The sequence below is a fragment of the Pseudochrobactrum albidum genome, assembly GCF_051851455.1.
Classification (GTDB): Bacteria; Pseudomonadota; Alphaproteobacteria; order Rhizobiales; family Rhizobiaceae; genus Pseudochrobactrum.
This window is the reverse complement of sequence record NZ_JBPVTR010000021.1, coordinates 286,368-311,905: the sequence shown is the minus strand read 5'-3', so window position 1 is coordinate 311,905 and position 25,538 is coordinate 286,368. Positions and strand designations below refer to the sequence as shown.

General features: G+C 50.4%; 24 protein-coding genes. 20 read left to right on the top strand and 4 right to left on the bottom strand.

Going from position 1 to position 25,538, the window contains the following annotated elements:
• The first annotated feature begins 4 nt into the window (after positions 1-4).
• The 15 genes from rpsN (at position 5) to ACSTTO_RS07150 (ending at position 11,647) form a co-directional block, all read left to right on the top strand.
• The gene (gene rpsN, locus ACSTTO_RS07220; protein WP_121993351.1) at positions 5-310 is read left to right on the top strand and encodes a 30S ribosomal protein S14; all 306 of its coding nucleotides are present in this window, start codon (positions 5-7) and stop codon (positions 308-310) included.
• Positions 311-322: 12 nt separating this feature from the next.
• Positions 323-721 carry a 30S ribosomal protein S8 gene (rpsH, locus tag ACSTTO_RS07215; protein WP_439272474.1) on the top strand — a complete coding sequence of 133 codons (399 nt, stop codon included), beginning with the start codon at positions 323-325 and terminating at the stop codon, positions 719-721.
• 40 nt (positions 722-761) lie between these two features.
• Positions 762-1,295 (top strand): 50S ribosomal protein L6, encoded by a 534-nt coding sequence (gene rplF, locus ACSTTO_RS07210; RefSeq protein ID WP_439272473.1) that lies wholly within the window; start codon positions 762-764, stop codon positions 1,293-1,295.
• A 12-nt stretch (positions 1,296-1,307) separates the two neighbouring features.
• Positions 1,308-1,670, top strand: a complete 363-nt coding sequence (gene rplR / locus ACSTTO_RS07205; RefSeq protein WP_439272472.1) for a 50S ribosomal protein L18 — start codon at positions 1,308-1,310, stop codon at positions 1,668-1,670.
• A 271-nt stretch (positions 1,671-1,941) separates the two neighbouring features.
• On the top strand, positions 1,942-2,502 hold the full coding sequence (gene rpsE, locus ACSTTO_RS07200; protein WP_439272471.1) for a 30S ribosomal protein S5: 561 nt from the start codon (positions 1,942-1,944) through the stop codon (positions 2,500-2,502).
• Positions 2,503-2,554: 52 nt separating this feature from the next.
• Positions 2,555-2,752 (top strand): 50S ribosomal protein L30, encoded by a 198-nt coding sequence (gene rpmD, locus ACSTTO_RS07195; protein ID WP_439272470.1) that lies wholly within the window; start codon positions 2,555-2,557, stop codon positions 2,750-2,752.
• Positions 2,753-2,773: 21 nt separating this feature from the next.
• Positions 2,774-3,247 (top strand): 50S ribosomal protein L15, encoded by a 474-nt coding sequence (gene rplO / locus ACSTTO_RS07190; RefSeq protein WP_439272469.1) that lies wholly within the window; start codon positions 2,774-2,776, stop codon positions 3,245-3,247.
• Between the two features lie 154 nt (positions 3,248-3,401).
• On the top strand, positions 3,402-4,742 hold the full coding sequence (gene secY, locus ACSTTO_RS07185) for a preprotein translocase subunit SecY (RefSeq protein WP_439272468.1): 1,341 nt from the start codon (positions 3,402-3,404) through the stop codon (positions 4,740-4,742).
• Complete coding sequence (locus tag ACSTTO_RS07180) at positions 4,739-5,323, top strand: adenylate kinase (RefSeq protein WP_439272467.1); 585 nt, start codon at positions 4,739-4,741, stop codon at positions 5,321-5,323. Before secY ends, ACSTTO_RS07180 begins: the two co-directional genes overlap by 4 nt.
• Before the next feature lie 575 nt (positions 5,324-5,898).
• Positions 5,899-6,267, top strand: a complete 369-nt coding sequence (rpsM, locus tag ACSTTO_RS07175; protein WP_439272466.1) for a 30S ribosomal protein S13 — start codon at positions 5,899-5,901, stop codon at positions 6,265-6,267.
• Between the two features lie 198 nt (positions 6,268-6,465).
• Positions 6,466-6,855 carry a 30S ribosomal protein S11 gene (gene rpsK, locus ACSTTO_RS07170; protein WP_439272465.1) on the top strand — a complete coding sequence of 130 codons (390 nt, stop codon included), beginning with the start codon at positions 6,466-6,468 and terminating at the stop codon, positions 6,853-6,855.
• 106 nt (positions 6,856-6,961) lie between these two features.
• Entirely contained in the window at positions 6,962-7,975 is a 1,014-nt protein-coding gene (locus tag ACSTTO_RS07165) for a DNA-directed RNA polymerase subunit alpha (RefSeq protein WP_439272464.1), read from the top strand.
• A gap of 42 nt (positions 7,976-8,017) precedes the next feature.
• Positions 8,018-8,443 (top strand): 50S ribosomal protein L17, encoded by a 426-nt coding sequence (gene rplQ / locus ACSTTO_RS07160; RefSeq protein ID WP_439272463.1) that lies wholly within the window; start codon positions 8,018-8,020, stop codon positions 8,441-8,443.
• Positions 8,444-8,829: 386 nt separating this feature from the next.
• Positions 8,830-10,206 carry a DegQ family serine endoprotease gene (locus ACSTTO_RS07155; protein WP_439272504.1) on the top strand — a complete coding sequence of 459 codons (1,377 nt, stop codon included), beginning with the start codon at positions 8,830-8,832 and terminating at the stop codon, positions 10,204-10,206.
• A 127-nt stretch (positions 10,207-10,333) separates the two neighbouring features.
• Positions 10,334-11,647, top strand: a complete 1,314-nt coding sequence (locus ACSTTO_RS07150) for a replication-associated recombination protein A (protein ID WP_439272462.1) — start codon at positions 10,334-10,336, stop codon at positions 11,645-11,647.
• Between the two features lie 64 nt (positions 11,648-11,711).
• Here the strand turns inward: ACSTTO_RS07150 and ACSTTO_RS07145 are convergent, their stop codons facing one another.
• Positions 11,712-13,508 (bottom strand): glucan ABC transporter ATP-binding protein/ permease, encoded by a 1,797-nt coding sequence (locus ACSTTO_RS07145; RefSeq protein WP_439272461.1) that lies wholly within the window; start codon positions 13,506-13,508, stop codon positions 11,712-11,714.
• A gap of 512 nt (positions 13,509-14,020) precedes the next feature.
• Between ACSTTO_RS07145 and ACSTTO_RS07140 the strand changes: the two genes are divergently transcribed.
• From ACSTTO_RS07140 to ACSTTO_RS07125, 4 genes are all read left to right on the top strand, one after another.
• Entirely contained in the window at positions 14,021-15,007 is a 987-nt protein-coding gene (locus ACSTTO_RS07140; RefSeq protein ID WP_439272460.1) for an RluA family pseudouridine synthase, read from the top strand.
• 77 nt (positions 15,008-15,084) lie between these two features.
• On the top strand, positions 15,085-16,095 hold the full coding sequence (locus ACSTTO_RS07135) for a DMT family transporter (protein WP_439272459.1): 1,011 nt from the start codon (positions 15,085-15,087) through the stop codon (positions 16,093-16,095).
• Positions 16,096-16,115: 20 nt separating this feature from the next.
• Entirely contained in the window at positions 16,116-16,769 is a 654-nt protein-coding gene (locus ACSTTO_RS07130; RefSeq protein WP_439272503.1) for an HAD-IA family hydrolase, read from the top strand.
• 37 nt (positions 16,770-16,806) lie between these two features.
• Complete coding sequence (locus ACSTTO_RS07125) at positions 16,807-17,607, top strand: ATP12 family chaperone protein (RefSeq protein WP_439272458.1); 801 nt, start codon at positions 16,807-16,809, stop codon at positions 17,605-17,607.
• A 212-nt stretch (positions 17,608-17,819) separates the two neighbouring features.
• Here the strand turns inward: ACSTTO_RS07125 and glnA are convergent, their stop codons facing one another.
• Positions 17,820-19,229 (bottom strand): type I glutamate--ammonia ligase, encoded by a 1,410-nt coding sequence (glnA, locus tag ACSTTO_RS07120; protein ID WP_439272457.1) that lies wholly within the window; start codon positions 19,227-19,229, stop codon positions 17,820-17,822.
• 48 nt (positions 19,230-19,277) lie between these two features.
• Positions 19,278-19,616: a P-II family nitrogen regulator gene (locus ACSTTO_RS07115; protein ID WP_439272456.1), complete on the bottom strand. Its 339-nt coding sequence runs from the start codon at positions 19,614-19,616 to the stop codon at positions 19,278-19,280.
• A 427-nt stretch (positions 19,617-20,043) separates the two neighbouring features.
• Here ACSTTO_RS07115 and ACSTTO_RS07110 point away from each other — a divergent pair, with 427 nt between their 5' ends.
• Complete coding sequence (locus ACSTTO_RS07110; RefSeq protein ID WP_439272455.1) at positions 20,044-21,549, top strand: NAD(P)H-hydrate dehydratase; 1,506 nt, start codon at positions 20,044-20,046, stop codon at positions 21,547-21,549.
• A gap of 151 nt (positions 21,550-21,700) precedes the next feature.
• Here the strand turns inward: ACSTTO_RS07110 and uvrA are convergent, their stop codons facing one another.
• Positions 21,701-24,622, bottom strand: a complete 2,922-nt coding sequence (gene uvrA / locus ACSTTO_RS07105; protein WP_439272454.1) for an excinuclease ABC subunit UvrA — start codon at positions 24,620-24,622, stop codon at positions 21,701-21,703.
• Positions 24,623-25,538: the final 916 nt, after the last annotated feature.

Sequence of the window (25,538 nt, the reverse complement as noted above, 5' to 3'; positions counted from 1 at the left end):
AAAAATGGCCAAGACTAGCGCAGTCGAAAAAAACAAGCGCCGCGAAAAGTTGGTTAAGCGTCATGCTGAGAAGCGTGCACGTTTGAAGGCAATTGTTATGGATCAGTCTCTGCCTCTGGATGAGCGTTTCCGCGCTACCATTCAGCTGGCTGAGATGCCACGTAACTCCTCCAAGGTTCGCATTCGCAATCGTTGCGAAGTATCCGGACGTCCGCGCGGTTTCTACCGCAAGCTTAAGATGTCGCGTATTGCATTGCGCCAGCTGGGTTCGCTCGGTCAGGTGCCAGGCGTCGTCAAGTCGAGCTGGTAAGGGAGTTATAATATGACTATGTCAGATCCTATCGGCGATATGCTGACCCGCATCCGTAATGCTATCGGTCGTAGAAAGACCAAGCTTACAACTCCGGCTTCAAAATTGCGTGCACGTGTATTGGATGTGCTGCAGGCTGAAGGTTATATCCGCGGATATACACAGACTGATTTTGAAAACGGCAAGTCCGAAATCGAAATCGAACTGAAATATTACGAAGGTATGCCGGTTATCCGCGAATTGACTCGCGTTTCCAAGCCGGGTCGTCGTGTTTACGTTTCAGTAAAGTCGATTCCTCAGGTCGCTAACGGACTGGGTATCTCCATTCTTTCCACCCCTAAGGGTGTGATGGCAGATCATCAGGCTCGTGAGCAAAACGTTGGTGGTGAGCTGCTCTGCCGCATCTTCTGATGTGGCTTTGCAGTGAACATAGAAACGGACAGGGTTAACAATGTCTCGTATCGGTAAAAAACCCGTGCCGGTTCCGGCAGGCGTGACCGCCAGCGTTGATGGTCAGACTGTTACTGCCAAAGGCACCAAGGGCGAACTTAAGTTCGTTGTAAGTGATGAAGTAAGCGTGAAGATGGAAGACGGCGCTGTCAGCGTTGCTCCTCTGTCGCAGTCGAAAGATGCGCGCGCTAAATGGGGCATGGCCCGTACCATGATCAATAACATCTTCACCGGTGTTAAAGACGGTTTTGAAAAGAAACTCGAAATTTCCGGTGTTGGTTACCGTGCTGCGATGCAGGGCAAGAACCTTCAGCTTTCGCTGGGCTTCAGCCATGAAGTTATTTACGATGTTCCTGCCGGCATTACTGTCTCAACTCCGAAGCCAACTGAAATCGTTGTATCCGGTATTGATAAGCAGGTTGTTGGTCAGGTTGCTGCTGAAATCCGTGAATACCGTTCGCCGGAGCCTTATAAGGGCAAGGGCGTTAAGTATGCCGGTGAAGTTATCGTCCGCAAGGCCGGTAAGAAGAAATAAGGAACACGTGTTATGGCATCGCCGAAAAAAACTATTCAGCGCCGTGCTGCACGCGTTCGCCGTCAGCTCAAAGCTGTATCGAATGGCCGCCTGCGCCTGAGCGTACACCGTACTTCAAAGAATATCTATGCACAGATTATCGATGATGTACGCGGTCATACACTGATTGCTGCTTCCACTCTTGATGCTGATTTGAAAAAATCACTCAAGACCGGTGCAGACAGTGCTGCAGCTGCTGCCGTTGGCAAGCTGGTTGCAGAACGCGCTGCTAAAGCCGGTGTGGCAGAAGTTGTATTTGACCGTGGTGCATATATTTTCCACGGCCGTGTAAAAGCTCTTGCTGACGCTGCACGCGAAGCTGGCCTCAGCTTCTAAAAAGCTTAAAAATGTCGTCAGGTGCTTGCATTTGACGGCATTTTTTCTGTATTACAGACGAAGTGAGTTGATCATGACTCGCATTCGGTTTTGTAAAATGGATTTTGCATCATAAAAACAAAAGCTTGTGGCTTTTGATCTGATGTAGGTACCCTTATCTCAACCTTCGTTTGACGGGGGAGGAGATTCTGGGTGCTGATTTGTGCGTTTGCAGATTATTGCTGTAAATGTTTTTCATTTGTGCTTCCGGAAAAGAAAAAGGAATTAGGAAATGGCACAGAAAGAACGTAATCGCGAAGATCGCGTGCGCGAAGAGCGCGACAGCGAATTCGTAGATAAGCTGGTTCACATCAACCGCGTTGCCAAAGTTGTTAAAGGCGGTCGTCGTTTCGGCTTTGCGGCTCTCGTGGTTGTTGGTGATCAGAAAGGGCGCGTAGGTTTTGGTCATGGTAAGGCGAGGGAAGTGCCTGAAGCGATCCGTAAGGCAACTGAAGCGGCCAAGCGCGACATGATTTTTGTTCCGCTGCGCTCTGGTCGTACGCTGCATCATGATGTGCAGGGACGTCACGGTGCCGGTAAAGTTCTGCTTCGCTCTGCTCCTGCCGGTAAGGGTATTATTGCCGGTGGTCCGATGCGTGCGGTTTTTGAAACACTTGGTGTTCAGGACGTTGTGGCCAAGTCGCTCGGTTCTTCCAATCCATATAATATGGTGCGTGCAACTTTTGATGCCCTGAAGCATCAGATGCACCCGAAAGATATCGCTGCACAGCGTGGTATCAAGTATTCGACCCTGCAGGCTCGTCGTCATGACGTTGTTGCCGGTGAAGAGTAACCATTAGGGGTGAGAGCCGTTTGGCTCGCCTTACGAGTTAAGGAACAAAGTTATGTCTTCGACAAAAGGCAAGACGGTTACCGTTGAACAGATTGGTAGCCCAATTCGTCGCCCAAAAGAACAGCGCGCAACGCTCGTTGGTCTGGGTCTTAATAAAATGCGCCGTCGCAGCACGCTGGAAGATACACCTTCCGTTCGTGGTATGATTGCCAAGGTTCAGCATCTCGTCCGCATTGTGGATGAGGCTTGATCAGAGCGCAGGAGAATTATCATGAAACTTAATGAACTGCGTGAAAATCCGGGTGCAACCAAGGCACGCAAGCGCGTTGGCCGTGGTATTGGTTCAGGTTCCGGCAAAACCGGTGGTCGTGGTGTGAAGGGGCAGAAATCCCGTTCCGGCGTATCCATCAATGGTTTTGAGGGTGGTCAGATGCCAATTTACCGTCGCTTGCCAAAGCGCGGTTTTACCAATATTTTTGCAAAGAGCTACAATGTTGTGTCAGTTGGTCGCATCCAGGAAGCTGTAAATGCCGGCAAGCTGGATGCTAAAGCTTCTGTCACGACTGAAGCCTTGATTGCAGCTGGTCTTGTGCGCCGTGCAAAAGATGGCTTCCGCGTTGTGTCAGACGGTGAAATTACCACAAAACTGGTAATTGAAGCGGCTGGCGCTTCCAAAGCGGCAGTTGAAAAGATCGAAAAAGCCGGCGGTTCGGTAAAATTACCGCAGCCAGCTTCTGCCGAATAAGGCCTCGGAAATTTCTTCAAGACGGCGGCCTTAGTGCCGCCGTTTTCAACTTTATGCCTATTGATTTCATGTGCCCACTTGCGCCTTGTTGTCTATGGGCATATCTGGGGAGGGGCGTCAGAGATTCTGACGTACGACAGACCGGAGTAATCTCATGGCATCGGCTGCTGAACAGCTTGCATCCAATTTGAATTTTTCAGCCTTCTCAAAGGCGACCGAGCTCAAAAAGCGTATCTGGTTTACGCTCGGGGCTTTGCTTGTGTATCGTTTTGGTACTTATATTCCTTTGCCGGGCATTAATCCTGACGCGCTGGCCCAGTCGTTCCAGCAGCATAGTCAGGGTGTGCTGGGATTGTTCAATATGTTTGCCGGCGGCGCTGTGGCGCGTATGGCGATTTTTGCACTGGGTATCATGCCGTATATTTCGGCATCGATTATTGTGCAGCTTATGACCTCGGTGGTGCCTTCTCTTGAGGCATTGAAGAAAGAGGGGGAAGCCGGCCGCAAGGTTATCAATCAATATACCCGCTATGGTACTGTTTTGCTTGCATTGGTGCAGGCCTATGCAATTTCTGTCGGGCTTGAATCGGGCAACGGGATTGTTACCGAGCCTGGTATGTTTTTCCGTATTACATCGGTGATTACGCTTGTTGGCGGTACCATGTTCCTGATGTGGCTTGGTGAACAGATTACCGCACGCGGCATCGGTAACGGTATTTCTCTGATTATTTTTGCCGGTATTGTTGCCAACCTGCCTCAGGCAATTTCCGGCACGCTGGAGCTTGGCCGCACCGGTGCGCTTTCCACCGGTCTTATCCTTGCTGTTATTATTCTGGCTGTTGCGCTGATCGCGGTGATCGTATTTGTAGAGCGTGCACAGCGCCGTTTGCTGATTCAGTATCCAAAACGCCAGGTGGGTAACCGTATGGCGCAGGGTGAAACCTCGCACCTGCCGCTGAAACTCAATACTGCAGGCGTTATTCCGCCGATCTTTGCGTCATCCCTGTTGCTGTTGCCGGCAACTGTGGCAGGTTTTGCCAATAGTGAAAATATGCCTGTCTGGGCAAGCACTGTTTTGACTGCCCTTGGCCATGGTCAGCCGCTTTATATGTTCCTTTATGCGGCATTGATGGCATTTTTCTGCTTTTTCTATACGGCGATTGTTTTTAATCCTAAGGATACTGCTGATCAGCTGAAAAAACATTCGGGCTTCATTCCGGGTATTCGCCCGGGGGAGCGCACTGCTGAATATATTGATTATGTTCTGACCCGTATTACAGTGGTTGGCGCTATCTATATCGTGATTGTTTGTCTTGTGCCGGAATTCCTGATTTCAGCTGCCGGTGTGCCTTTCTATCTCGGTGGTACGTCTCTGCTTATTGTTGTCAATGTTACACTTGATACTGTTGCACAAATTCAGGGTCATCTGATTGCTCATCAATATGAGGGGCTGATCAAAAAATCCAAACTTCGTGGGGGAAGACGGGCAAGATGAGACTCATACTTTTAGGACCTCCGGGAGCAGGCAAGGGCACGCAGGCAAAAATTCTCACCGAGAAATATGCTATCCCTCAGCTCTCTACCGGTGATATGCTTCGTGCAGCTGTTGCCGCGCAAACAGATATTGGTAAACGCGCCAAGGCGGTGATGGATGCAGGGCAGCTGGTCTCGGATGAGATTGTCAATGCAATTGTCTCCGATCGTATTGATCAGCCTGATTGTGCAGGTGGTTTTATTCTGGATGGTTATCCGCGCACTGTACCGCAGGCACAGGCTCTGACAGCTATGCTGAAGGAAAAACATGCAGAGCTTGATGCGGTTATTGAGCTGAAGGTTGATGAGGCGGCTTTGATCAAGCGTATGGAAAAGCGCGTTGCAGAAACAATCGCCGCCGGCGGAACAGTTCGCTCTGATGATAATCCGGAAGCTTTTTCCAAGCGTCTGATTGAATATCGTGAGAAGACCGCACCTTTGTCTGATTATTATGCCGGCACAGGTGAATTGAAGCTAGTTGATGGTATGGCACCAATGGCAGAGGTTACTGCCGAGATTGAAAAAGTGCTGCTTCCGGCCTGATTTTGGCAAATATTATTGCGCTGAATGCCGGGCGCCGATCTGAAAAATCAGGTCGGCGCTCTTACTTTTTAAAAATATCTGCGTGCTAAGAACGGGCCGGATTTACCGGCGCAAATTGTAAAAAAACAAAATGAGCGTGCAACGGCCTTTCGCGGAAAGCCTGATATAGCTTAATAAAGTGATAAGCCTTGAGAGTTGACGGTGTTTGATGTTGACTTTTGCTCACGATTCCGTCAAAGACATCATCAATTCGCTTAATTTGAGTGGACGCAACCGCCTTGCCGGTTTCGTTCACTTTTATGCTGTCTGTATCGGTGGTTCGGTGCAGGCATAGAGAACAGATCCGGTAATCGTCAGATTCCGGTGGATCTCTTGGATTTCGGATGTGTTATTAGCTGATGTTTACAGGTCTTTTTGTGGGCAGAGGCGGATTGCTTCCGGTAGAGCTCATTACAGTGTTAACCGGACAATGTTTCATTGGCATTGCCGCAGCTGTAATTTTTTAAACTACCGTTGATTATGAGGCTGCCCTCAACAAAGGGCTGCTTTCCGGCGGTTCATTCAGGAGAAAACGCATGGCACGTATTGCTGGCGTCAACATTCCAACAAATAAGCGTACAATTATTGCGCTGCAGTATATTCATGGTATCGGCCCTAAATTTGCTGCTGAAATCATGGAAAAGGTCGGCATTTCGCACGATCGCCGTGTAAATCAGCTTACTGATGCTGAAGTGCTGCAGATTCGTGAAACCATTGACCGTGATTATCAGGTAGAAGGTGATCTGCGTCGTGAAGTTTCGATGAATATCAAGCGTCTGATGGATCTGGGTTGCTATCGCGGTCTGCGTCATCGTCGCTCCTTGCCGGTTCGCGGTCAGCGTACCCATACCAATGCACGCACCCGCAAGGGTCCTGCAAAGGCTATTGCCGGTAAGAAGAAGTAATTTTGTCAGGATGCAGGCCATTAACAGGCCTGCATTTGTTTTCTCATTTATCAGAATGCGGAAAACTGGCAGATATGCCCTGCGGGGCATAAAGCAGGCAAAATTTGCCTGAGAACAGATCCGGGCATGGTTTTTAGGATCATGTCGGTGTAGCCGCTGGTGCTACGGCGGTGTAGAGATCAACTGGAAGGATTAATTATGGCTAAAGAAGCCACACGCGTTCGCCGCCGCGAACGTAAAAATATTTCGTCGGGCGTGGCACATGTCAACTCGACATTCAACAACACCATGATCACCATTACAGATGCACAGGGCAATGCGATTGCCTGGTCTTCTGCCGGTGCACAGGGTTTCAAGGGTTCGCGTAAGTCTACCCCTTTTGCAGCGCAGATTGCTGCTGAAGATTGCGCCAAGAAGGCTCAGGAACATGGCATGCGTTCTCTGGAAGTTGAAGTTTGTGGCCCGGGTTCCGGCCGTGAATCTGCATTGCGTGCATTGCAGGCTGCCGGTTTCACCATCACTTCGATCCGTGATGTGACCCCAATTCCGCATAATGGTTGCCGTCCGCGCAAGAAGCGCCGCGTCTAATCAGTCCACCGCCGCAAAGGCGCGGGCTTTTGTTCGCGGCCTTGCGTGGTTTCCGCTCTCTGTTGTCACGATAGGATAGTGGCAAAGCTGAATTAAAGGAAAGCACATGATACAGAAAAACTGGCAGGAACTGATCAAGCCGAACAAGGTCGATTTTTTGACCCAGGGCTCGCCAAATAAGGTTACAGTTGTGGCTGAGCCGCTTGAGCGCGGCTATGGTTTGACACTGGGTAACGCGCTGCGTCGCGTTCTTCTTTCTTCGCTGCGCGGCGCTGCGGTAACAGCCATTCAGATTGACGGTGTTCTGCATGAATTCTCGTCAATTAACGGTGTGCGTGAAGACGTTACCGATATTGTTCTGAATGTTAAGGAAATCGCTATCCGTATGGAAGGCGATGGTCCAAAACGCATGGTTGTCCGCAAGGAAGGGCCGGGCGTTGTGACAGCCGGTGATATCCAGACGGTTGGCGATGTTGAGGTGTTGAACCCTGAGCATGTTATCTGCACCCTCGATGAGGGCGCTGAAATCCGTATGGAATTCACTGTCAATACGGGCAAGGGCTATGTGCCTGCAGACCGTAACCGCGCTGAAGATGCTCCGATCGGGCTTATTCCGGTTGACAGCCTTTATTCACCGGTACGTAAGGTTTCCTACAAGATCGAAAACACCCGTGAGGGGCAGGTTCTCGATTATGACAAGCTGATCCTCAATGTTGAGACCAACGGCTCTGTCAGTGGTGAAGATGCGGTTGCGTATGCAGCGCGTATTCTTCAGGATCAACTTGCGATCTTCGTCAATTTTGACGAGCCGCAGAAGGAAGCTCCGCAGGAACAGGTTGCAGAACTTGCATTCAATCCGGCTCTCCTGAAGAAAGTGGATGAACTGGAATTGTCTGTCCGTTCGGCAAACTGCCTGAAGAACGACAATATCGTTTATATCGGTGATCTGATCCAGAAAACAGAAGCCGAAATGCTGCGGACACCGAATTTCGGCCGCAAGTCGCTGAACGAGATCAAGGAAGTACTGGCATCAATGGGGCTCCATCTGGGTATGGAAATTCCTGCCTGGCCGCCGGAAAATATTGAAGATCTCGCCAAGCGCTACGAAGATCAATATTGAGACCGGTTGCGACCGGAAGATAGATTTTAAAGGAGAAGGCTCATGCGCCACGGAAAAGCACTCCGTAAGCTGAACCGGACTGCAAGCCATCGCAAGGCAATGTTTGCCAATATGGCTGCATCGCTGATCGAACATGAACAGATTGTTACAACCCTGCCTAAGGCAAAGGAAATCCGTCCGATTGTTGAGAAGCTCATCACTCTCGGCAAACGCGGTGATCTGCATGCCCGCCGTCAGGCCATTTCCGCTATTCGCGATGTGAAGCTGGTACAGAAATTGTTTGATGTTCTGGCACCGCGTTATGCAGATCGTCATGGCGGCTATATTCGCATTATGAAGGCCGGTTTCCGCACTGGTGATAATGCTCCTCTGGCTGTTGTCGAGTTCGTTGAGCGCGATGTAACCGCCAAGGGTGCTGCAGATCGCGCACGCGTTGAAGCAGAAGCAGCACAGGCTGAAGCAGCCTGATTTGTTGGCAACAGATACTGTAAATCAAAGGGGCCTCAGGCCCCTTTTTTAATTATATGTCATTCAAATTTTAAAAAATCCGCCGGCTGCATGAAGCTATAAATTCATATGTATGCGTAAAGGCTTGTTCTATTACAATAATTTAATTTGAAGATTGTGTATGTGCCACTTTTCCGGCTTTTTTAAAGGCCTATATTGCCTGTAAAAATAGTGTTTTGAGTTTTTCCTGCCTGAGCATCCTGCAATTTTATCTGCATGAGAGAACAGATTTTACACTGCAAAAGGAATAATGAATGACTTCACATCAACCGGCTGATCCGCGTAACATATCGGGGCGTATAGGCAAGATTTACAAGGCCGGGGTGGCGATAGTGCTGGCCGGTTTTATGGCTGCAGGTGCGGTTTCATTATTTGCGCCGGCTGTCAGCACACCGGCAATTGCGGAAAAACAGTTACCGCAGTCGCGTAGTGAAATTCAGCTTTCTTATGCGCCATTGGTTAAATCAACATCCGGCGCTGTGGTTAATGTTTATGCAGGCCGCAAGGTGCAGCAGCGTTCACCTTTTGCGGGGGATCCGTTTTTTGAGCAGTTTTTTGGCGGGCAGTTGCGGCAAAAACCGCGTTTTGAGCAATCGCTTGGTTCCGGCGTGATTGTGGACAGTTCCGGTCTGATTGTTACCAATAACCACGTTATTGATGGCGCGGATGATATCAAGGTTGCGCTGGCTGACGGGCGCGAATTTTCATCAAAACTATTGCTGAATGATGCAACGACTGATCTGGCTATTTTGAAAATTGATGTGAAGGAACCTTTGCCTGTCATCAAACTGGCCAATTCCGATAAGGTGGAGGTCGGCGATCTGGTGCTGGCTATTGGTAATCCTTTTGGTGTCGGGCAGACGGTGACAAGCGGCATTGTTTCCGCACAATCACGCACACAGGTCGGGGTTTCTGATTTTGACTTTTTTATTCAAACAGATGCGGCGATCAATCCGGGCAATTCCGGCGGTGCTCTGATTGATATGAATGGTCATCTGATCGGTATTAATACGGCAATTTATTCTCGCAGCGGCGGTTCCGTGGGTATCGGTTTTGCTATTCCTTCCAATATGGTGGCGGCAGTGGTGAAATCTGCCGAAAGCGGCAATGATAAATTTGAGCGCCCTTATGTGGGGGCGACATTTCAGGCCGTTACACCGGATATTGCGGCCGGTCTTGGTTTGAGGCAACCATCGGGCGCGTTGATTACTGATCTGGCGGAGAAGGGGCCGGCGGCACAGGCGGGCATCAGGATTGGCGATGTTATCACTGCGGTTGACGGCGTAACAGTCAGCAATCCGGATGCGCTTGCCTATCGTGTTTCCACAGCGGGCATTGGCACAGTAGTGCGGATGACTGTGCTTAATGACGGGAAGACCCGTGAGGTGACTGTTAAATTGGCGCAGCCGCCAAAAGAGCCGCCTGCACGGGAAATTACCGGCCGCAACCCGCTTGCAGGTGCGCTTATCCGCGATCTTACACCTGAGACTGCCCGCAAATTGCGGCTTGCTGCATCAATGCGCGGCGTTGTGATTACAGGGGTGAAAAATAATAGCCCCGCACAGGCATTAAACCTGATGGCAGGTGATATTGTGCGCGGTGTTAATGGTGCAACAATCAATACGGCTGATGATCTTTTAAAAGCGGTTTCTGCCGCACGCAGCGCATTATGGCGTTTGGATATTGAGCGGGATGGTGTAATTTACCGTCAGTTTGTGCGCTGATTTGCACGGCAATCCTGTAAATGGCGCGTGCAGGACATTGCACGTGCCACAAGCTTGAATGGCGCATTGCTGTTCATGAAAAGGCTGGTTTGCACAGGCAATCCAGCCTGTTATCATAAGTGAAGCTATGAGTGATTTATTTTCATCTGCACAAGATCCCCTTGCTGATCGTAACCGCCCGCTGGCAGACAGGTTGCGCCCGCGTGAACTGAAAGATGTTACGGGGCAGGAGCATCTGACAGGAGAGCAGGGCATTCTCTCACGCATGATTGCTTCGGGCAGCCTTGGATCCATGATTTTCTGGGGGCCGCCGGGAACAGGCAAGACAACGATAGCCCGCCTGCTTGCAGGGCAGACAGATCTTGCATTTGAGCAGATATCAGCGATTTTCTCCGGCGTGGCTGATCTTAAAAAAGTTTTTGATGCGGCGCGGGCTCGGCGTATGTCTGGTCGCCAAACCCTGCTGTTTGTCGATGAGATACATCGTTTTAACCGTGCGCAGCAGGATAGTTTTCTGCCTGTAATGGAGGACGGAACGGTTATTCTTATTGGTGCAACCACTGAAAATCCGTCCTTTGAGCTCAATGCGGCCTTGTTATCGCGCGCCAGGGTTTTAACCTTCAGACCCCATGATGAGGCGAGCATAGCCACGCTGCTTACCCGTGCGGAAGAGGCGGAATGCAGGCCATTGCCGCTTGATGATGAAGCGCGCGCCAGCCTTGTGCGTATGGCGGATGGCGATGGCCGTGCGGCGCTGACACTGGCTGAAGAAGTGTGGCGTGCTGCAAGGCCGGATGAAGTTTTTACCGCCCTGCAATTACAGGATATCGTGCAGCGCCGTGCGCCGGTTTATGATAAGGGACAGGACGGACATTATAATCTTATATCAGCCTTGCATAAATCTGTGCGCGGTTCTGATCCTGATGCGGCCTTGTATTACTTAAGCCGGATGTTTGATGCGGGAGAGGACCCGCTTTATATCGGCCGGCGGCTGGTGCGCATGGCTGTGGAGGATATCGGCCTTGCCGATCCGCAGGCTCTTATCGTCTGTAATGCGGCCAAAGATGCCTATGATTATCTGGGCTCGCCTGAAGGGGAGCTGGCATTGGCGCAGGCCTGCATCTATCTGGCAACCGCGCCGAAATCCAATGGTGTTTATGTGGCCTACAAGGCTGCCAGACGTGCTGCGAAAGAAAACGGCTCATTATTGCCGCCAAAGCATATTCTCAATGCTCCGACCAAGCTGATGAGGGATGAAGGCTATAATGCCGGCTATCGTTATGACCATGATGAGCCTGATGCTTTTTCCGGACAGGATTATTTTCCGGAAAAAATGGGGCGCCAGCAATATTATGATCCGCCGGAACGCGGCTTTGAGCGGGAAATTCGCAAGCGCCTTGATTATTGGGCAAAATTACGGATTGAACGCAAGCAGAGATAAATAGTATTTAATACAATAAAACCCGGTGGTTAGCCGGGTTTTATCATTTTTAGATTCATGTGGCTTAGGCCGATGCCTTGGCAGGGAAACGGGTGACATTGCTGTGTTCATCAATATCATCTGTCAGCCCGTTTTGCTCGGCAATCAGGCCGCCGGCACGTAACAGCGCAGAGAAGCGCCCGCCCTTGGCAGCCAGTTCATGGAAACTGCCGCTTTCAACAATATGGCCTTTATCCATAAACAGTACCAGATCGGCATTGCGTACCGTGGAAAGACGGTGCGCAATGATAAAGGTGGTGCGGTTGGAGCTCAGATCATCAATGGCTTGTTTGACCATGCCTTCTGTCTCCACATCCAGTGCGGAGGTTGCCTCATCCAGCACCAGAACAGGGGCATTTTTGAGAATGGCGCGGGCAATGGCCAGACGCTGGCGCTCACCGCCTGAAAGCTGGGAGCCGCGCTCACCGGCAATTGTGTCATAGCCTTCACTTTTTGCCAGGATAAAATCATGCGCAGCGGCAGCCTTGGCAGCGGCATGAATCTCTTCATTGCTCGCATCCTGTGCACCGATGCGGATATTATCTTCAATTGAGCGGTTGAACATGCCCGCGTCCTGAAACACGGTTGCCATCGCTTTGCGCAGAGAGGTGCGGCTGACATTGCGCGTATCAATGCCGTCAATCAGAATCTGACCGGCAACCGGATCATAAACACGCTGCAGCAGATTGATCAGTGTGGTTTTGCCCGCACCTGTAGGCCCCACAATTGCTATAGTCTGGCCGGCCTTGGCATGGAAGGAAATATCATAAACCCCCTGACCGGAATTGCGGAATTCATAAGTGACCTTGTCAAATATCACATCTCCCTTCACATCCTGCAAATCCTGTGTGGCATCAGGCTCGTCATGAAGGGCAATCGCATCTTCCATGGTAAAGAACTCTTCAAGCTTGGCGCGGGAAGAGGCGGTTTGATTGACAAAATTGCTGATCTGGTCAAGACGGCCGATCATTAGCTGGGCAAAGCCGATAAAGGTGATAACTTCCCCCACGCGCAACTGCCCCCTGGAAACCAGATAAGCGCCAATCAGCAATACAATAACCATGGAAATTGTTGAGGCCATGCGGTTGAGCCCGCTGGCAAGCGCCCACCAGTTCAGCACCGGACGCTGGGTCTTTTCCAAAATAGTTGCATAATTGCGCAGGGCTGATGCTTCCGCATTGATGCGGTTATAGCTCTGGAGCACAGAAATATTGCTGATTGTATCGCTGATATGTTCAAATACTTTGTGGTGGTGGCGCTCAACGGCTGCCTGACCATCCTTGGTTTTTTGAATAACCAGCTGGCCGATCATCACATAAATAGCACCCAGCACCATCAGCACCAGTGTCAGACGGGCATCCATGCTCAGGGCTGTAGGAATGAGCACTGCCAGCGCCACAAGCGTGGTGAGGTGATTGCGCATAAATTCCAGCCACAACGTGAATAATGTATCCGTAGCGCGAAGCAATGTGTGCAGGGCATTGGATGTGCCGCGCTGCTGGTGCCATGCCAACGGCATGGTGATAAGCCCTTCATAACTTTTGGTAAGAACACCGAGGCGGCGTTTATGTGCCAGCCGGTCAGCACCGCGTGCAACCAGAACAACGGCAATAATGTTAAATACCCCAAGTGCGGCCCACAAGGCGAGTGTTGGGATGATGACGCCTTTTTGTGATATGGCATCAATCACCCGGCCAAAAAGAACCGGTTCAAAAATGGCGATAACGCCAAGCGTAATATTTGCCAGCACAATAAGTGCTGTCGCTGTTCTTTCGGCAGCAAGATATTGCAGGGATCTCCAGTAAACACGCACAATAGACACTGGCCACTCCGGAATAATACTGACTGATTTTATCCGCCAGTCAGATTGCGGTCTGAAATATTGATCTTCAGCGGCAGCAGGAACATGATCCTGATTGCCTCAAACTGCAACAAAATCTGGTGGCTCTAAGTGGCAATTTAAGTGCGAAAATGACCATAAATTACAACAGTTTGTAACTTGTTGTGATAGTTTTGAATAAGTTATTGAAAAAGTTAATTTTTAGCCGCGGTCAGGAAATTTAATGGATTTAAATATTTGGTGAAATAACAGCCTTTTCAAGTAATCAAAGCTGTAAAACTGAAGTCTTTTTCAAGAATTGTAACGGCATGTTTGTGACTGAAACTGCAGAATACAAGTTCAGGAAATGCTGCTTTGGCCGGATAAGTGATGATCTAAAAGTTTCCATTTCGCGATGAAATGTTCTAGGAGCATAACTAACAAACAAAAGGTGAGGCGGCATGCAATTATATGGCCGCGATCATACCTGTGATTTTTAGCGGAATAAACAGAATATGACTGGCGTAGAACTTAAAAAAGTTGAAACAGATGAAGCAGGCATGCGCCTGGACCGCTGGTTCAAGGTGCATTTTCCGGGGCTTGGTTTCGGCCATTTGCAAAAACTGCTGCGCTCGGGGCAAATTCGTGTGGATGGCGGGCGCGCCAGGGCAGATAGCCGCCTGCAGGCGGGGCAGGCTGTGCGTATTCCGCCTTTGGGTCTCGGGCAGGACAAGGATGAGATTGCACCTTTAACCGGGAAAACCATACGCGACCGCCATGATGGTGATGTTCTCAAAAAAATGCTGATTTTTGAGAATGAAAAAGTTTATGTATTCAACAAGCCATCCGGTCTTGCCGTGCAGGGCGGATCCGGCGTGGTGCGCAGCGTTGATTCGATGCTGGAGGCCTGGCGCAATAAAAAAGGCGAAAAGCCGCGTCTGGTGCATCGTCTTGATCGTGATACATCGGGTGTTCTGGTGGTGGCCAAAACCCGTGGCGCCGCGCAGGCGCTGACCAAGGCTTTTCGTGAGCGTGATACCAAGAAAACCTATTGGGCATTGGTAAAAGGCGTGCCGCGCAAACGCGAGAATAAGATTTCCACATGGCTGGTTAAGGAAAACACGCCTGATGGCGACCGTATGCGGGTTTGCCAGCATGGCGAGCCGGATTCTGATCATGCAGTGTCATTTTATCGCGTGGTGGAAACCGCAGGGCAAAATTTGGCATGGCTGGAGATGGAGCCCTATACCGGACGCACCCATCAATTGCGCGTTCATGCGCTGCATCTGGGGCATCCGATTATTGGTGATCCCAAATATTTTGAGGCAGATATTAACTGGAGTTTTCCGGGGGGGATTCAGAACCGTCTGCATCTTCATGCGCGGCGTATTCGCATTCCTAATCCGGGCGGCGGCGTGATTGATGTGGTAGCGCCCTTGCCGCCGCATATGGTGCAATCGTGGAATCTGCTCGGTTTTGATGAGGATACAGAGCAGGATTGAGCAGCGTAATAATCCGGCAAAAGACTTGAAAATAAAGCCTGAATATGGTGGCCGGGGTGAGACGGGGCGGGAATGAAATGAGCCGGGCAAGCGGAGAAATTGCAACAAGCACTGCAGCTCAATCCGGAACTGGGGGAGTGATAACAGGCTATGAGCGCCGCGCTACCATAGATGCAGCGGGTGTGGCGTTGATGCTGTTTATTTGTATCAGCTGGGGGATGAATCAGGTTGCCATTAAGATTGGCAATCAGGGTTTTAACCCGATGTATATGGCGGCAGCACGCGCGTTGACGGGCGGAATACTGGTATTTCTTTGGTGCCGGTTACGCGGCATTGCCCTGTTTGAAAAAGACCGGACATTGATCCCGGGGCTGGTTATTGGCCTGTTATTCGGGCTGGAATTTGTGCTGATTTTTGCCGGTCTGGATTTTACCAGTGCGGGGCGCTCCACTTTGATGATGAATACAATGCCTTTCTGGGTGGCGATTGGTGCGCATTTTCTGCTGGGGGAGCGGATGCGGGTGCTGACTGTGGCCGGTATGATTGTGGCCTTTTGCGGTGTGGTGCTGGTGCTTTCCGATGAATTATCAATGCCGGGGGAATATGCAATTTATGGCGATATTCTCTGCCTTGTTTCCAGTGTTTTCTGGGCGGCAACCACATTGGTGATTAAAAAAACCACATTGAGCGATGCCGCGCCGGAAAAGACCTTGCTCTATCAATTGCTGGTGGCAGCTATTGTGCCGCTGCCATTTGCGCCGGTTCTTGGCGATGCGGTGCGTGATCCGACTATGATAACTTATGCGGCTTTTATATTTCAGGCGGCATTTATCGTTGCTTTTACCTATCCGCTATGGTTCTGGATGATCCGGCGTTATCCGGCCTCGGCATTGTCGAATTTTGCGCTGTTGATACCTGCATTTGGCGTTATGCTGAGCGGTTTGGTGCTGGGGGAACCGATGAGCTGGAAATTATTTGCAGCTCTTGGTCTGATTGCCGGCGGCTTGTTTATTGCCAATTATGCGCAGCGGGTTGCGGTGCGAAAAGCGACCCTGCAATTTGATGAGCATCATGCCGAACGAAGATAAGCAAGGCAGAAATGAGTAAAATGAAACTGGTGCTGTTTGATTGTGACGGAACATTGGTGGATAGCGGCAGGCTTATTCACCGTTGCATGGCAGAGACTTTTGCCAAGGCCGGTTTGCCGGTGCCTGGTCTGAGTGCAACGCAGGAGATAATCGGCCTCACTCTTAATGTGGCAATCTCGCAGCTTTCCGGTATTGCGATGGGAGATGAGGTTGAACATCTGACTGAGCAATATAAAAAACAATTCACATTGATCAGACAGGAGGCAGATTTTGACGAGCCCTTGTTTGAGGGAATTGCGGCATTGATTGATGCGCTTGCAGGGCGCGATAATATTCTTCTGGGCATGGTGACCGGCAAATCACGCCGCGGTGTGCGCTCTGTTATGGAGCGCCATGGTTTTGAGCGGTTTTTTCATGTATCGCGTTGTGCTGATGATTGTCCGTCCAAGCCGCATCCGGCCATGGTGCTGGAATGTTGTTATGAAACCGGTTGCGATGCGGCGCAGACATTTGTAATTGGGGATACCACATATGATATGATGATGGCTGGCAGCGCAAAGGCCACCGCCATTGGTGTGAATTGGGGGTATCACAAGCCGGAGCGCCTGAGCGAGGCGGGGGCGGTTGCTATTCTGCAGCATCCGTCAGATCTTCTGGCGCAGCTTGCCCGCTGAATGCAAATTTTCATCCTTTAATATATCAGGAAATTTTATGCGCAATATTCTTGAAGACATCGAACAGGCACGGCTTGATCATGAGGCAATGTTGTCTGATCCGGATCCGGTGATCAGGGCGCAAAAGCAAATGCAAACGCCGTTGCCGAAGCGGTTTTACGAAAATGTTTCAGTGGACGCCTATGAGGAAGGCGGCTTTGCCGTTTTGCTTGATGGCAAGCTGGTTAATACGCCATTGCGCAATAAATTGGTGCTGCCGAGTGAAGCAGCGGCAAAAATTGTGGCAGAAGAGTTTGCTCGTCAGCAGACGCATATTGACCCTGCCGATATGCCGGCGACACGTCTGGTTAATACGGCAATTGATGGCGTTGCAGCGGAGACGCAGGCGGTTTGGGAGGAAATTTTGCGTTTTGCGGGCACGGATTTGCTTTGTTATCGTGCTGAAAGCCCTAAGGAACTGGCGCAACGCCAGCGGGAAAGCTGGGATCCGCTGCTTGATTGGGCGGCATCGCTTGGTGCGCATTTTGAGGTGACGGAAGGGCTGATGCATGTGGCGCAGCCCCGTGAGGCGCTGGCAGCCTTTGGCGCGCATCTGCGCCTGATCTGTGATCCGCTGGCGCTGGCAGCATTGCATGTTATGACCACATTATGCGGCTCTGCAATCATTGGTCTGGCGCTTTTTAAAGGTGAGATTGATGTGGAGACAGCCTGGAAAATTGCCCATGTGGATGAAGACTGGACAATTGAACACTGGGGAGAGGATGAAGAGGCAAAGGCACGCCGCCTGTGGCGTGAGCGTGAAATACGCGCTGCTGATGCGCTGGTGAAAGCCCTGTAAAACCTGATCAGAATATGTTGAAAAAAGCCGCATCAGGCAGTTCTGATGCGGCTTTTTATTTCTTAAAATATAAATAATTCAATATGTTGTGATGATTTATTGTCTTTTTGATTCAATTATTTTTTAAGGTGCATAACCCCCCCCAAAGGTTGGATCGGAGTCCAGCTTTTGGGGGAAGGTTCAGAAGCGGTTTTTTATTTCGGGAGGTTGTATCAGCAAGAATAATACATATCAAATTCAACCGGATGTGGCGCCATTTCAAAACGCATCACTTCCTGCATCTTCAGTTCAATAAAGCTGTCGATCTGATCATCACTGAAGACATCGCCTGCCTTGAGGAAGGCGCGGTCTTTGTCGAGATTATGCAGAGCCTCACGCAGCGAGCCGCTGACAGTCGGGATTTTTTTCAATTCCTTGGCTGGCAGATCATAAAGATCCTTATCCATAGCCTGACCCGGATGGATTTTATTTTTGATACCATCAAGGCCGGCCATCAGTATGGCGGCAAAACAAAAATAAGGATTTGCAGTAGGATCAGGGAAGCGAACTTCCAGACGCTTGGCCTTTGGTGAATTGCCGAGAGGAATACGGCAGGAAGCCGAGCGGTTGCGAGCCGAATAGGCCAGCAAAACAGGCGCCTCATAACCGGGAACCAGGCGCTTGTAGGAATTGGTTGACGGATTGGTAAAGGCATTGAGCGCCTTGGCATGCTTAATAATGCCGCCGATGAAATAGAGGCAGGTTTCTGACAGGCCGGCATATTCATTGCCGGCAAAAGTCGGCTTGCCGTCTTTCCAGATGGAAATATGAACATGCATACCTGAACCATTATCGCCAAAAATCGGCTTTGGCATAAAGGTTGCGGTTTTGCCATAGGCATTGGCAGTCTGATGCACGACATATTTGAACAGCTGCATCTTATCGGCATTGGCAACAAGCGTGTCAAATTTCACACCAAGCTCATGCTGGGCAGCCGCCACTTCATGGTGGTGCTTTTCAACCGTTACGCCCATTTCTGATAAAACGGTGAGCATTTCCGAGCGCATATCCTGACAGCTGTCAATAGGCGGTACAGGGAAATAACCACCCTTTACACGCGGGCGGTGCCCCATATTGCCGGCTTCATAATCCGTATCGTCATTGGATGGCAATTCACTGGAATCCAGCTTGAAGCCTGAATTATAGGGGTCGTTTTTATATTTTACATCGTCAAAGACAAAGAATTCAGCTTCAGGACCGATATAAACAGTATCACCAATGCCGAGAGCTTTAACATAGGCTTCCGCTTTTTTGGCGGTGCTGCGCGGGTCGCGGTTATAGGCCTCACCGGTTACCGGATCAAGAATATCGCACAGCAAAACCAGTGTGGAAGCGGCAAAGAACGGATCCATATGGGCAGAAGCAGGATCCGGCATCAGCACCATGTCGGATTCATTAATGGCTTTCCAGCCGCCAATGGATGAGCCGTCAAACATAACGCCGTCAACGAACATATCTTCGTCCACAACACCCACATCCATGGTAACATGGTGCAGCTTGCCTTTGGGATCTGTAAAGCGCAGATCAACGAATTTGACATCATTGTCGGAAATCAGTTTCAAAATGTCATGGGCGGTTGTCATGATATGTTCCTGTTATATGACAAAAAATACTTCAGAGCCGGTTCAGGCTCAGATGGCATCCGGTCCGGTTTCACCGGTACGAATGCGAATGACTTCTTCAATATGTGAGATAAAGATTTTGCCGTCACCAATACGGCCGGTTTGCGCGGCCTTGCGGATTGCTTCCACAGCGGCATCGGCGGCATCATCTGTAACCACGACCTCAATTTTTACTTTAGGCAGAAAATCCACGACATATTCAGCCCCGCGATAAAGTTCCGTATGGCCTTTTTGCCGCCCGAAGCCCTTGGCTTCCAATACTGTAATACCTTGCAGGCCGACGTCCTGAAGGGCTTCTTTCACTTCATCAAGTTTGAAAGGCTTAATGACAGCTTCGATTTTTTTCATCAGAATTCGGCCTCCGTTTATCATGATCGGGGTCTTATAACCGGTGTGCTCCCGGTGGGCCCCTTGCAAGCTTTTGCAAATATACAAGCATAAATCATGCCAAAAGCGCCGAAATCTGTAAAAGAATGGAAAAATTTTATGCTTTTTTACCGGGTGAAATTTTATTCCAAATTTGCTTTTTCATAAAATATTGATTTTGCTGATTTATTTAAAATTTATGAATTGTGCTGTTTCAATAATCCTGCATTTTACAGGGCGGCCATTACAGAGATAGATATGTGAAAGCGTATTTTTGCAGGCAGCAGGCAGATATCATTTTTGAAAAAAGAGTATGGCTGCTCAATAAATAGACTATTTGCCTAAAAAATAGGCATTTGCCTGTGAGTTGTGATGGGAATGCAGGATTATATCAAGCTGGAGGCAGGCTATGGAATTGCTGACACCGCAGGAAATGGCACAGGCAGACAAATTGACAATTGCCAGAGGGCTTGGCGGCTATCAGTTGATGATGCAGGCCGGTGCGGCAGTTTGTCAGCAAATTTTGCATATCTGGCCACAGCATGGCAGGGTGGCGGTTTTGTGCGGCACCGGAAATAATGGCGGTGATGGTTATGTGATTGCGCGGCTTTTAAAAATGGCCGGACGTGATATCTGTTGTTTTGCGGTTGCCACTCCGCAAGGCGGCACGGATGCTGCGCAGGCATTTGCAGATTATCAGGCGGTGCAGGGGGAAACGGAGCCGCTTGAAAATTTTGAAACTGCAGGCTTTGAGCTGATTGTTGATGCTTTGCTGGGCGCAGGCCTGAGCCGGCCGGTTGACGGGAAAATTGCAGCCTGTATCGCCAAGGTTAATCAATCCGGCCTTGCTGTCTGTGCGGTGGATCTGCCAAGCGGGGTTAACGGGCAAAACGGGCAGGTGGCAGGGGTTGCACTTAAGGCGCAGCATACGGTTACATTTTTTCGTAAAAAGCCCGGTCATTTGCTGTTGCCCGGCAGGCAATATTGCGGGCAGGTCAGCCTGTGCGATATCGGTATTTCACCGGAGGTTCTGGCGCAAATTCAGCCTGTTCTTTATGAGAACAAGCCTGATTTATGGCGCAGGCATCTGCCTGTGGCCAGTGTTGAAACGCATAAATTCCGACGTGGGCATGTGGCTGTGTTTTCCGGCGGAATGGCTGCAACCGGCGCGGCGCGGCTGAGTGCTGCAGCCGCTGCCCGTAGCGGTGCCGGATTGGTGACGGTTCTGGCGCCTGCGGATGCTTTGCCGGTTCATGCCGCGCATTTGACAAGTATTATGCTGGCACCTTGCGGAACTGATGAGCAAGTGCAGGCGTTTATAGCCGCCAGAAAAATCAATGTGGCTGTGCTGGGCTCTGCCTTTGGTGATTTTGCACGGGCAAGAGAGCTTGCCGGTACTGTGCTGGGCGCTGACAAAACGGGGCTGAAGATGTTGGTGCTCGATGCTGATGCCCTGACGGCCTTTAAAGACGAACCGCAAGATTTATTCAACGCTGTGGCAGGCGCTGCCTGTCAGGTGGTTTTGACACCGCATGAGGGCGAGTTTCAGCGCTTGTTTGATGCGCTGGTTAAAACCACAAGAGGCAAGGTTGAAGTGGCGCGCGAGGCTGCACGGCGCAGCCATTGCATTGTGGTTTATAAGGGGGCGGATACGGTGATTGCCGCACCTGATGGCCGGACAGCGATAAACAGCAACGGCAATTCTCTTTTGGCAACAGCCGGCTCGGGCGATGTTTTGAGTGGTATTATTGCAGGCCTTGCAGCGCAGGGAATGCCTGGTTTTGAAGCCGCCTGTGCAGCCGTGTGGATGCATGGCGAAGTGGCAGAATATTACGCAGAGCAGGCACCGGCCGGTATGATTGCTGAAGATATGCCGGAATTGCTGCCACAGGTTTGGAAAAGGCTGAAAGGCTGAAATATTGAGAGGGGCGCATATCGGTGCCCAAAAGCGTTTTTTGGGCACGGACTGTTTCCGTTCAAAAACGCACTAGCCAAAGACAGTTCGGGGACAGAAGCGGTTTCGGCATTTTATTTTTTACCGGAACCGCTCCTGCACTCTTGTAAACTTATTCTGCGGCGATGGTTTTACCGTCAGGGCGGCGCTCCAGAAGTTCCTTGAGGAACCGGCCGGTATAGGAGCGCGGCTCAGCAACAATATCCTCCGGACGGCCGGAGGCCACAATCTCGCCGCCGCCATCACCCCCCTCAGGGCCAAGATCAATAATCCAGTCTGCCGTTTTAATAACTTCAAGATTATGCTCAATCACGGCAACAGTGTTGCCCTGATCAACCAGTTCATGCAGCACTTCCAGCAATTTGGCCACATCATGAAAATGCAGGCCGGTTGTCGGCTCATCAAGAATATATAATGTTTTTCCGGTTGCGCGGCGTGAAAGTTCTTTGGCCAGTTTAACACGCTGAGCCTCACCTCCGGAGAGCGTTGTGGCCTGCTGGCCGATTTTGATATAGCCAAGGCCAACGCGGTTGAGTGTTTCCATCTTATCGCGGATGCTCGGCACAGCAGAGAAAAACTCCACGCCTTCTTCAACCGTCATATCAAGAACATCAGCAATGCTCTTGCCTTTAAACAAAACTTCCAGAGTTTCACGATTATAGCGTTTGCCATTACAGACATCACAGGTAACGTAAACATCTGGCAGAAAGTGCATTTCAATCTTGATGACGCCATCCCCCTGACAGGCCTCACAGCGCCCGCCCTTGACATTGAAGGAAAAACGCCCCGGCTGATAGCCGCGCGCTTTTGCTTCCGGCAGGCCGGCAAACCAGTCGCGGATTGGCGTGAAGGCGCCGGTATAGGTTGCCGGATTGGAGCGCGGTGTGCGGCCAATAGGGGACTGGTCAATATCAATCACCTTATCAAGCAGTTCCAGCCCTTCAATGCGGTCATGCTCTGCCGGATGCTCGCGTGAGCCCATAATTTTGCGGGAAGCGGCCTTGAACAGGGTTTCAATCAAAAATGTGGATTTGCCGCCACCGGATACGCCGGTTACCGCTGTGAATGTGCCAAGCGGAATTTCACCGGTGACATTTTTCAGGTTATTGGCACGTGCGCCGACAACCTTGATGCGTTTGGATTTGCTGATCTTGCGCCGCTCTGCCGGCACCATGACCTGCATTGCGCCGGAGAGATATTTGCCGGTCAGCGAGTTTGCATTCTTCATAATCTCTGCCGGCTTGCCTTGCGCAATAACACGCCCGCCATGAATACCCGCTGCAGGGCCGATATCCACAACGTGATCGGCGGTGAGAATGGCATCTTCATCATGCTCAACCACAATCACGGTATTGCCGAGATCGCGCAAATGGCGCAGTGTATCAAGCAGGCGGGCATTATCGCGCTGATGCAGGCCAATGGATGGCTCATCCAGCACATAGAGCACGCCGGTGAGGCCGGAGCCGATCTGCGAAGCCAGACGGATGCGCTGGCTTTCTCCGCCTGAAAGCGTGCCGGAATTGCGCGACAGTGACAGATAATCAAGCCCCACATCATTGAGAAAACGCAAACGCTCACGGATTTCTTTCAAAATACGTGCGGCAATTTCATTCTGTTTCTCACTGAATTGCCGGTCAATAGTGCTGAACCATTGATCAGCATTGCGGATCGACATTTCTGTAAGCTGGCCGATATGCATGCCGCCAACCTTGACGGCCAGAGCTTCCGGTTTCAGGCGATAGCCGGCGCAGGCCGGGCAGGGCGTAGATGACATATAGCGCTCAATCTCTTCACGCGACCAGTTGGAATCGGTCTCCTTCCAGCGGCGCTGCAGATTGGGGATAACGCCTTCAAAAGCTTTGGTCGTTTCATAAGAACGCGTGCCATCCTTATAAATAAAGGTGATCTCTTTGCCTTTGGTGCCGTGCAAAACGGCTTGTTTGGCCTCAGGGCTCAGATCCTGCCATTGATCGGTGAGTTTGAAACCATAGGCTTTGCCTAATGCTTCCAGCGTTTGATTGTAATAGGGGGACGAGGATTTTGCCCAAGGCGCAATTGCGCCATCTTTTATGCGCAGGCTCTCATCGGGCACGATGAGGTTGGGATCAATTGCCTGCTGGGCGCCAAGGCCATCACAGGCAGGGCAGGCTCCAAACGGATTGTTGAAGGAAAACAGGCGCGGCTCAATCTCGGCAATGGTGAAGCCGGAGACAGGGCAGGCAAATTTCTCCGAAAACAAAACCCGTTCATGGGTGTCATTCTTCGATTTATTGGCGCTGTCGGCCGCGGTTTCTTCAGGCGGCAGCGGTTTATCGGCGAATTCGGCAATGGCCAGCCCTTCCGCCAGTTGCAGGCAGGTCTCCAGACTGTCGGCAAGGCGGGAAGCGAGATCGGCGCGCACAACCACGCGATCAACCACCACATCAATATCGTGCTTGTATTTTTTATCCAATGCCGGCGCATCGGCTATTTCGTAGAAAACACCGTCGATTTTAACGCGCTGGAAGCCTTTTTTCTGTAATTCTGCCAGTTCCTTGCGATATTCTCCCTTACGGCCGCGCACAATGGGCGCCATAATATAAAGGCGCGTACCTTCCTCAAAAGCCATGATACGATCAACCATCTGGCTGACTGTCTGGCTCTCGATCGGCAAACCGGTGGCCGGTGAATAAGGCACACCAACACGGGCATAGAGCAGGCGCAAATAGTCGTAAATTTCTGTGACTGTGCCCACTGTGGAGCGCGGATTGCGGCTTGTGGTTTTCTGCTCAATGGAAATTGCAGGAGACAGGCCGTCAATCTGATCAACATCGGGCTTTTGCATCATTTCCAGAAACTGGCGGGCATAGGCTGAAAGGCTTTCAACATAGCGGCGCTGCCCTTCTGCATAAATTGTATCAAATGCCAGCGAGGATTTGCCGGAGCCGGATAATCCGGTCATGACAATTAATTGATCACGCGGCAGGTCGATATCGATATTTTTCAGATTATGTTCACGGGCGCCGCGAATGGAAATATATTTTTGATCGCTCATCAGATCGTGCCTGCAGTTGGTGCAAAACTGAATTCATACGCATCCTTTGTCAGGAATGCACAAAATTTCAAACAGTGCTGGCTTTGATGATTTTTAACGTTTCAAACACCATCACACAAATTTATAAGACTTATAGAACAAAATACGAACAATAGTCCAGCAGGATTTTATGTAATTTTACGCCTCATATTTTGGTGGCAGCCGCTGTAAAAGGGGGCTGTAATATAATGTGAAAACCTGTGAGTTGACGAAGGGGCAGGACAGGCGCACACTGAACCTGTCTTCAGCAAAAGCGGAGGATTTGGCGAAAGCCACCGGCTGAAGATGGGTGAAAGCCCACAGGAGCTTGCACTGTTCCGCGAAACAGGAGGAATAGAAGGATGAGTCCGCCTGACCAGAAATGACGGTATTGCACCGTCGAAAATTCATGTTTTTTCTGAAACTGCCGGTTTTTCATAAAACTGTCTGAAAAGATGGTTTTGGGAAAATATTCAATGATGGATTTTACATATCCGCCCTGTCAGGGTGAGGGATGTAAGGTTTGGGTTTGTCAGGCTTAAATGTTTCGGAGTCTATAGCTGAATGCTATATCTGCGGTCCGGAACGCGCTGTTACAAATGAAAGTTGACGTGTGGTTTTATTGAAAAAACAACAATTTAACTTTTCTGCAGATTTTCTGCCATTGCGGCGGATTTCTGAAAGCTTGCCGGCGAATGACTACCGGCAAAATGGGATGAACCCCAATCCAAAGCCCTGCGCGCCAGAATAAGTGAGCGGCAGGGCATTTTTTTGCCGGCTGTTGCGGGTTTTGGACAAAAATATCGTGGCGGGGCAATTTGTCTGATTATTTCCCCCGATCTGCCTCTTGATTAACCTCGCTGGTTAACTTCAACAGCTGTGTTTTTCTGCTTCATCT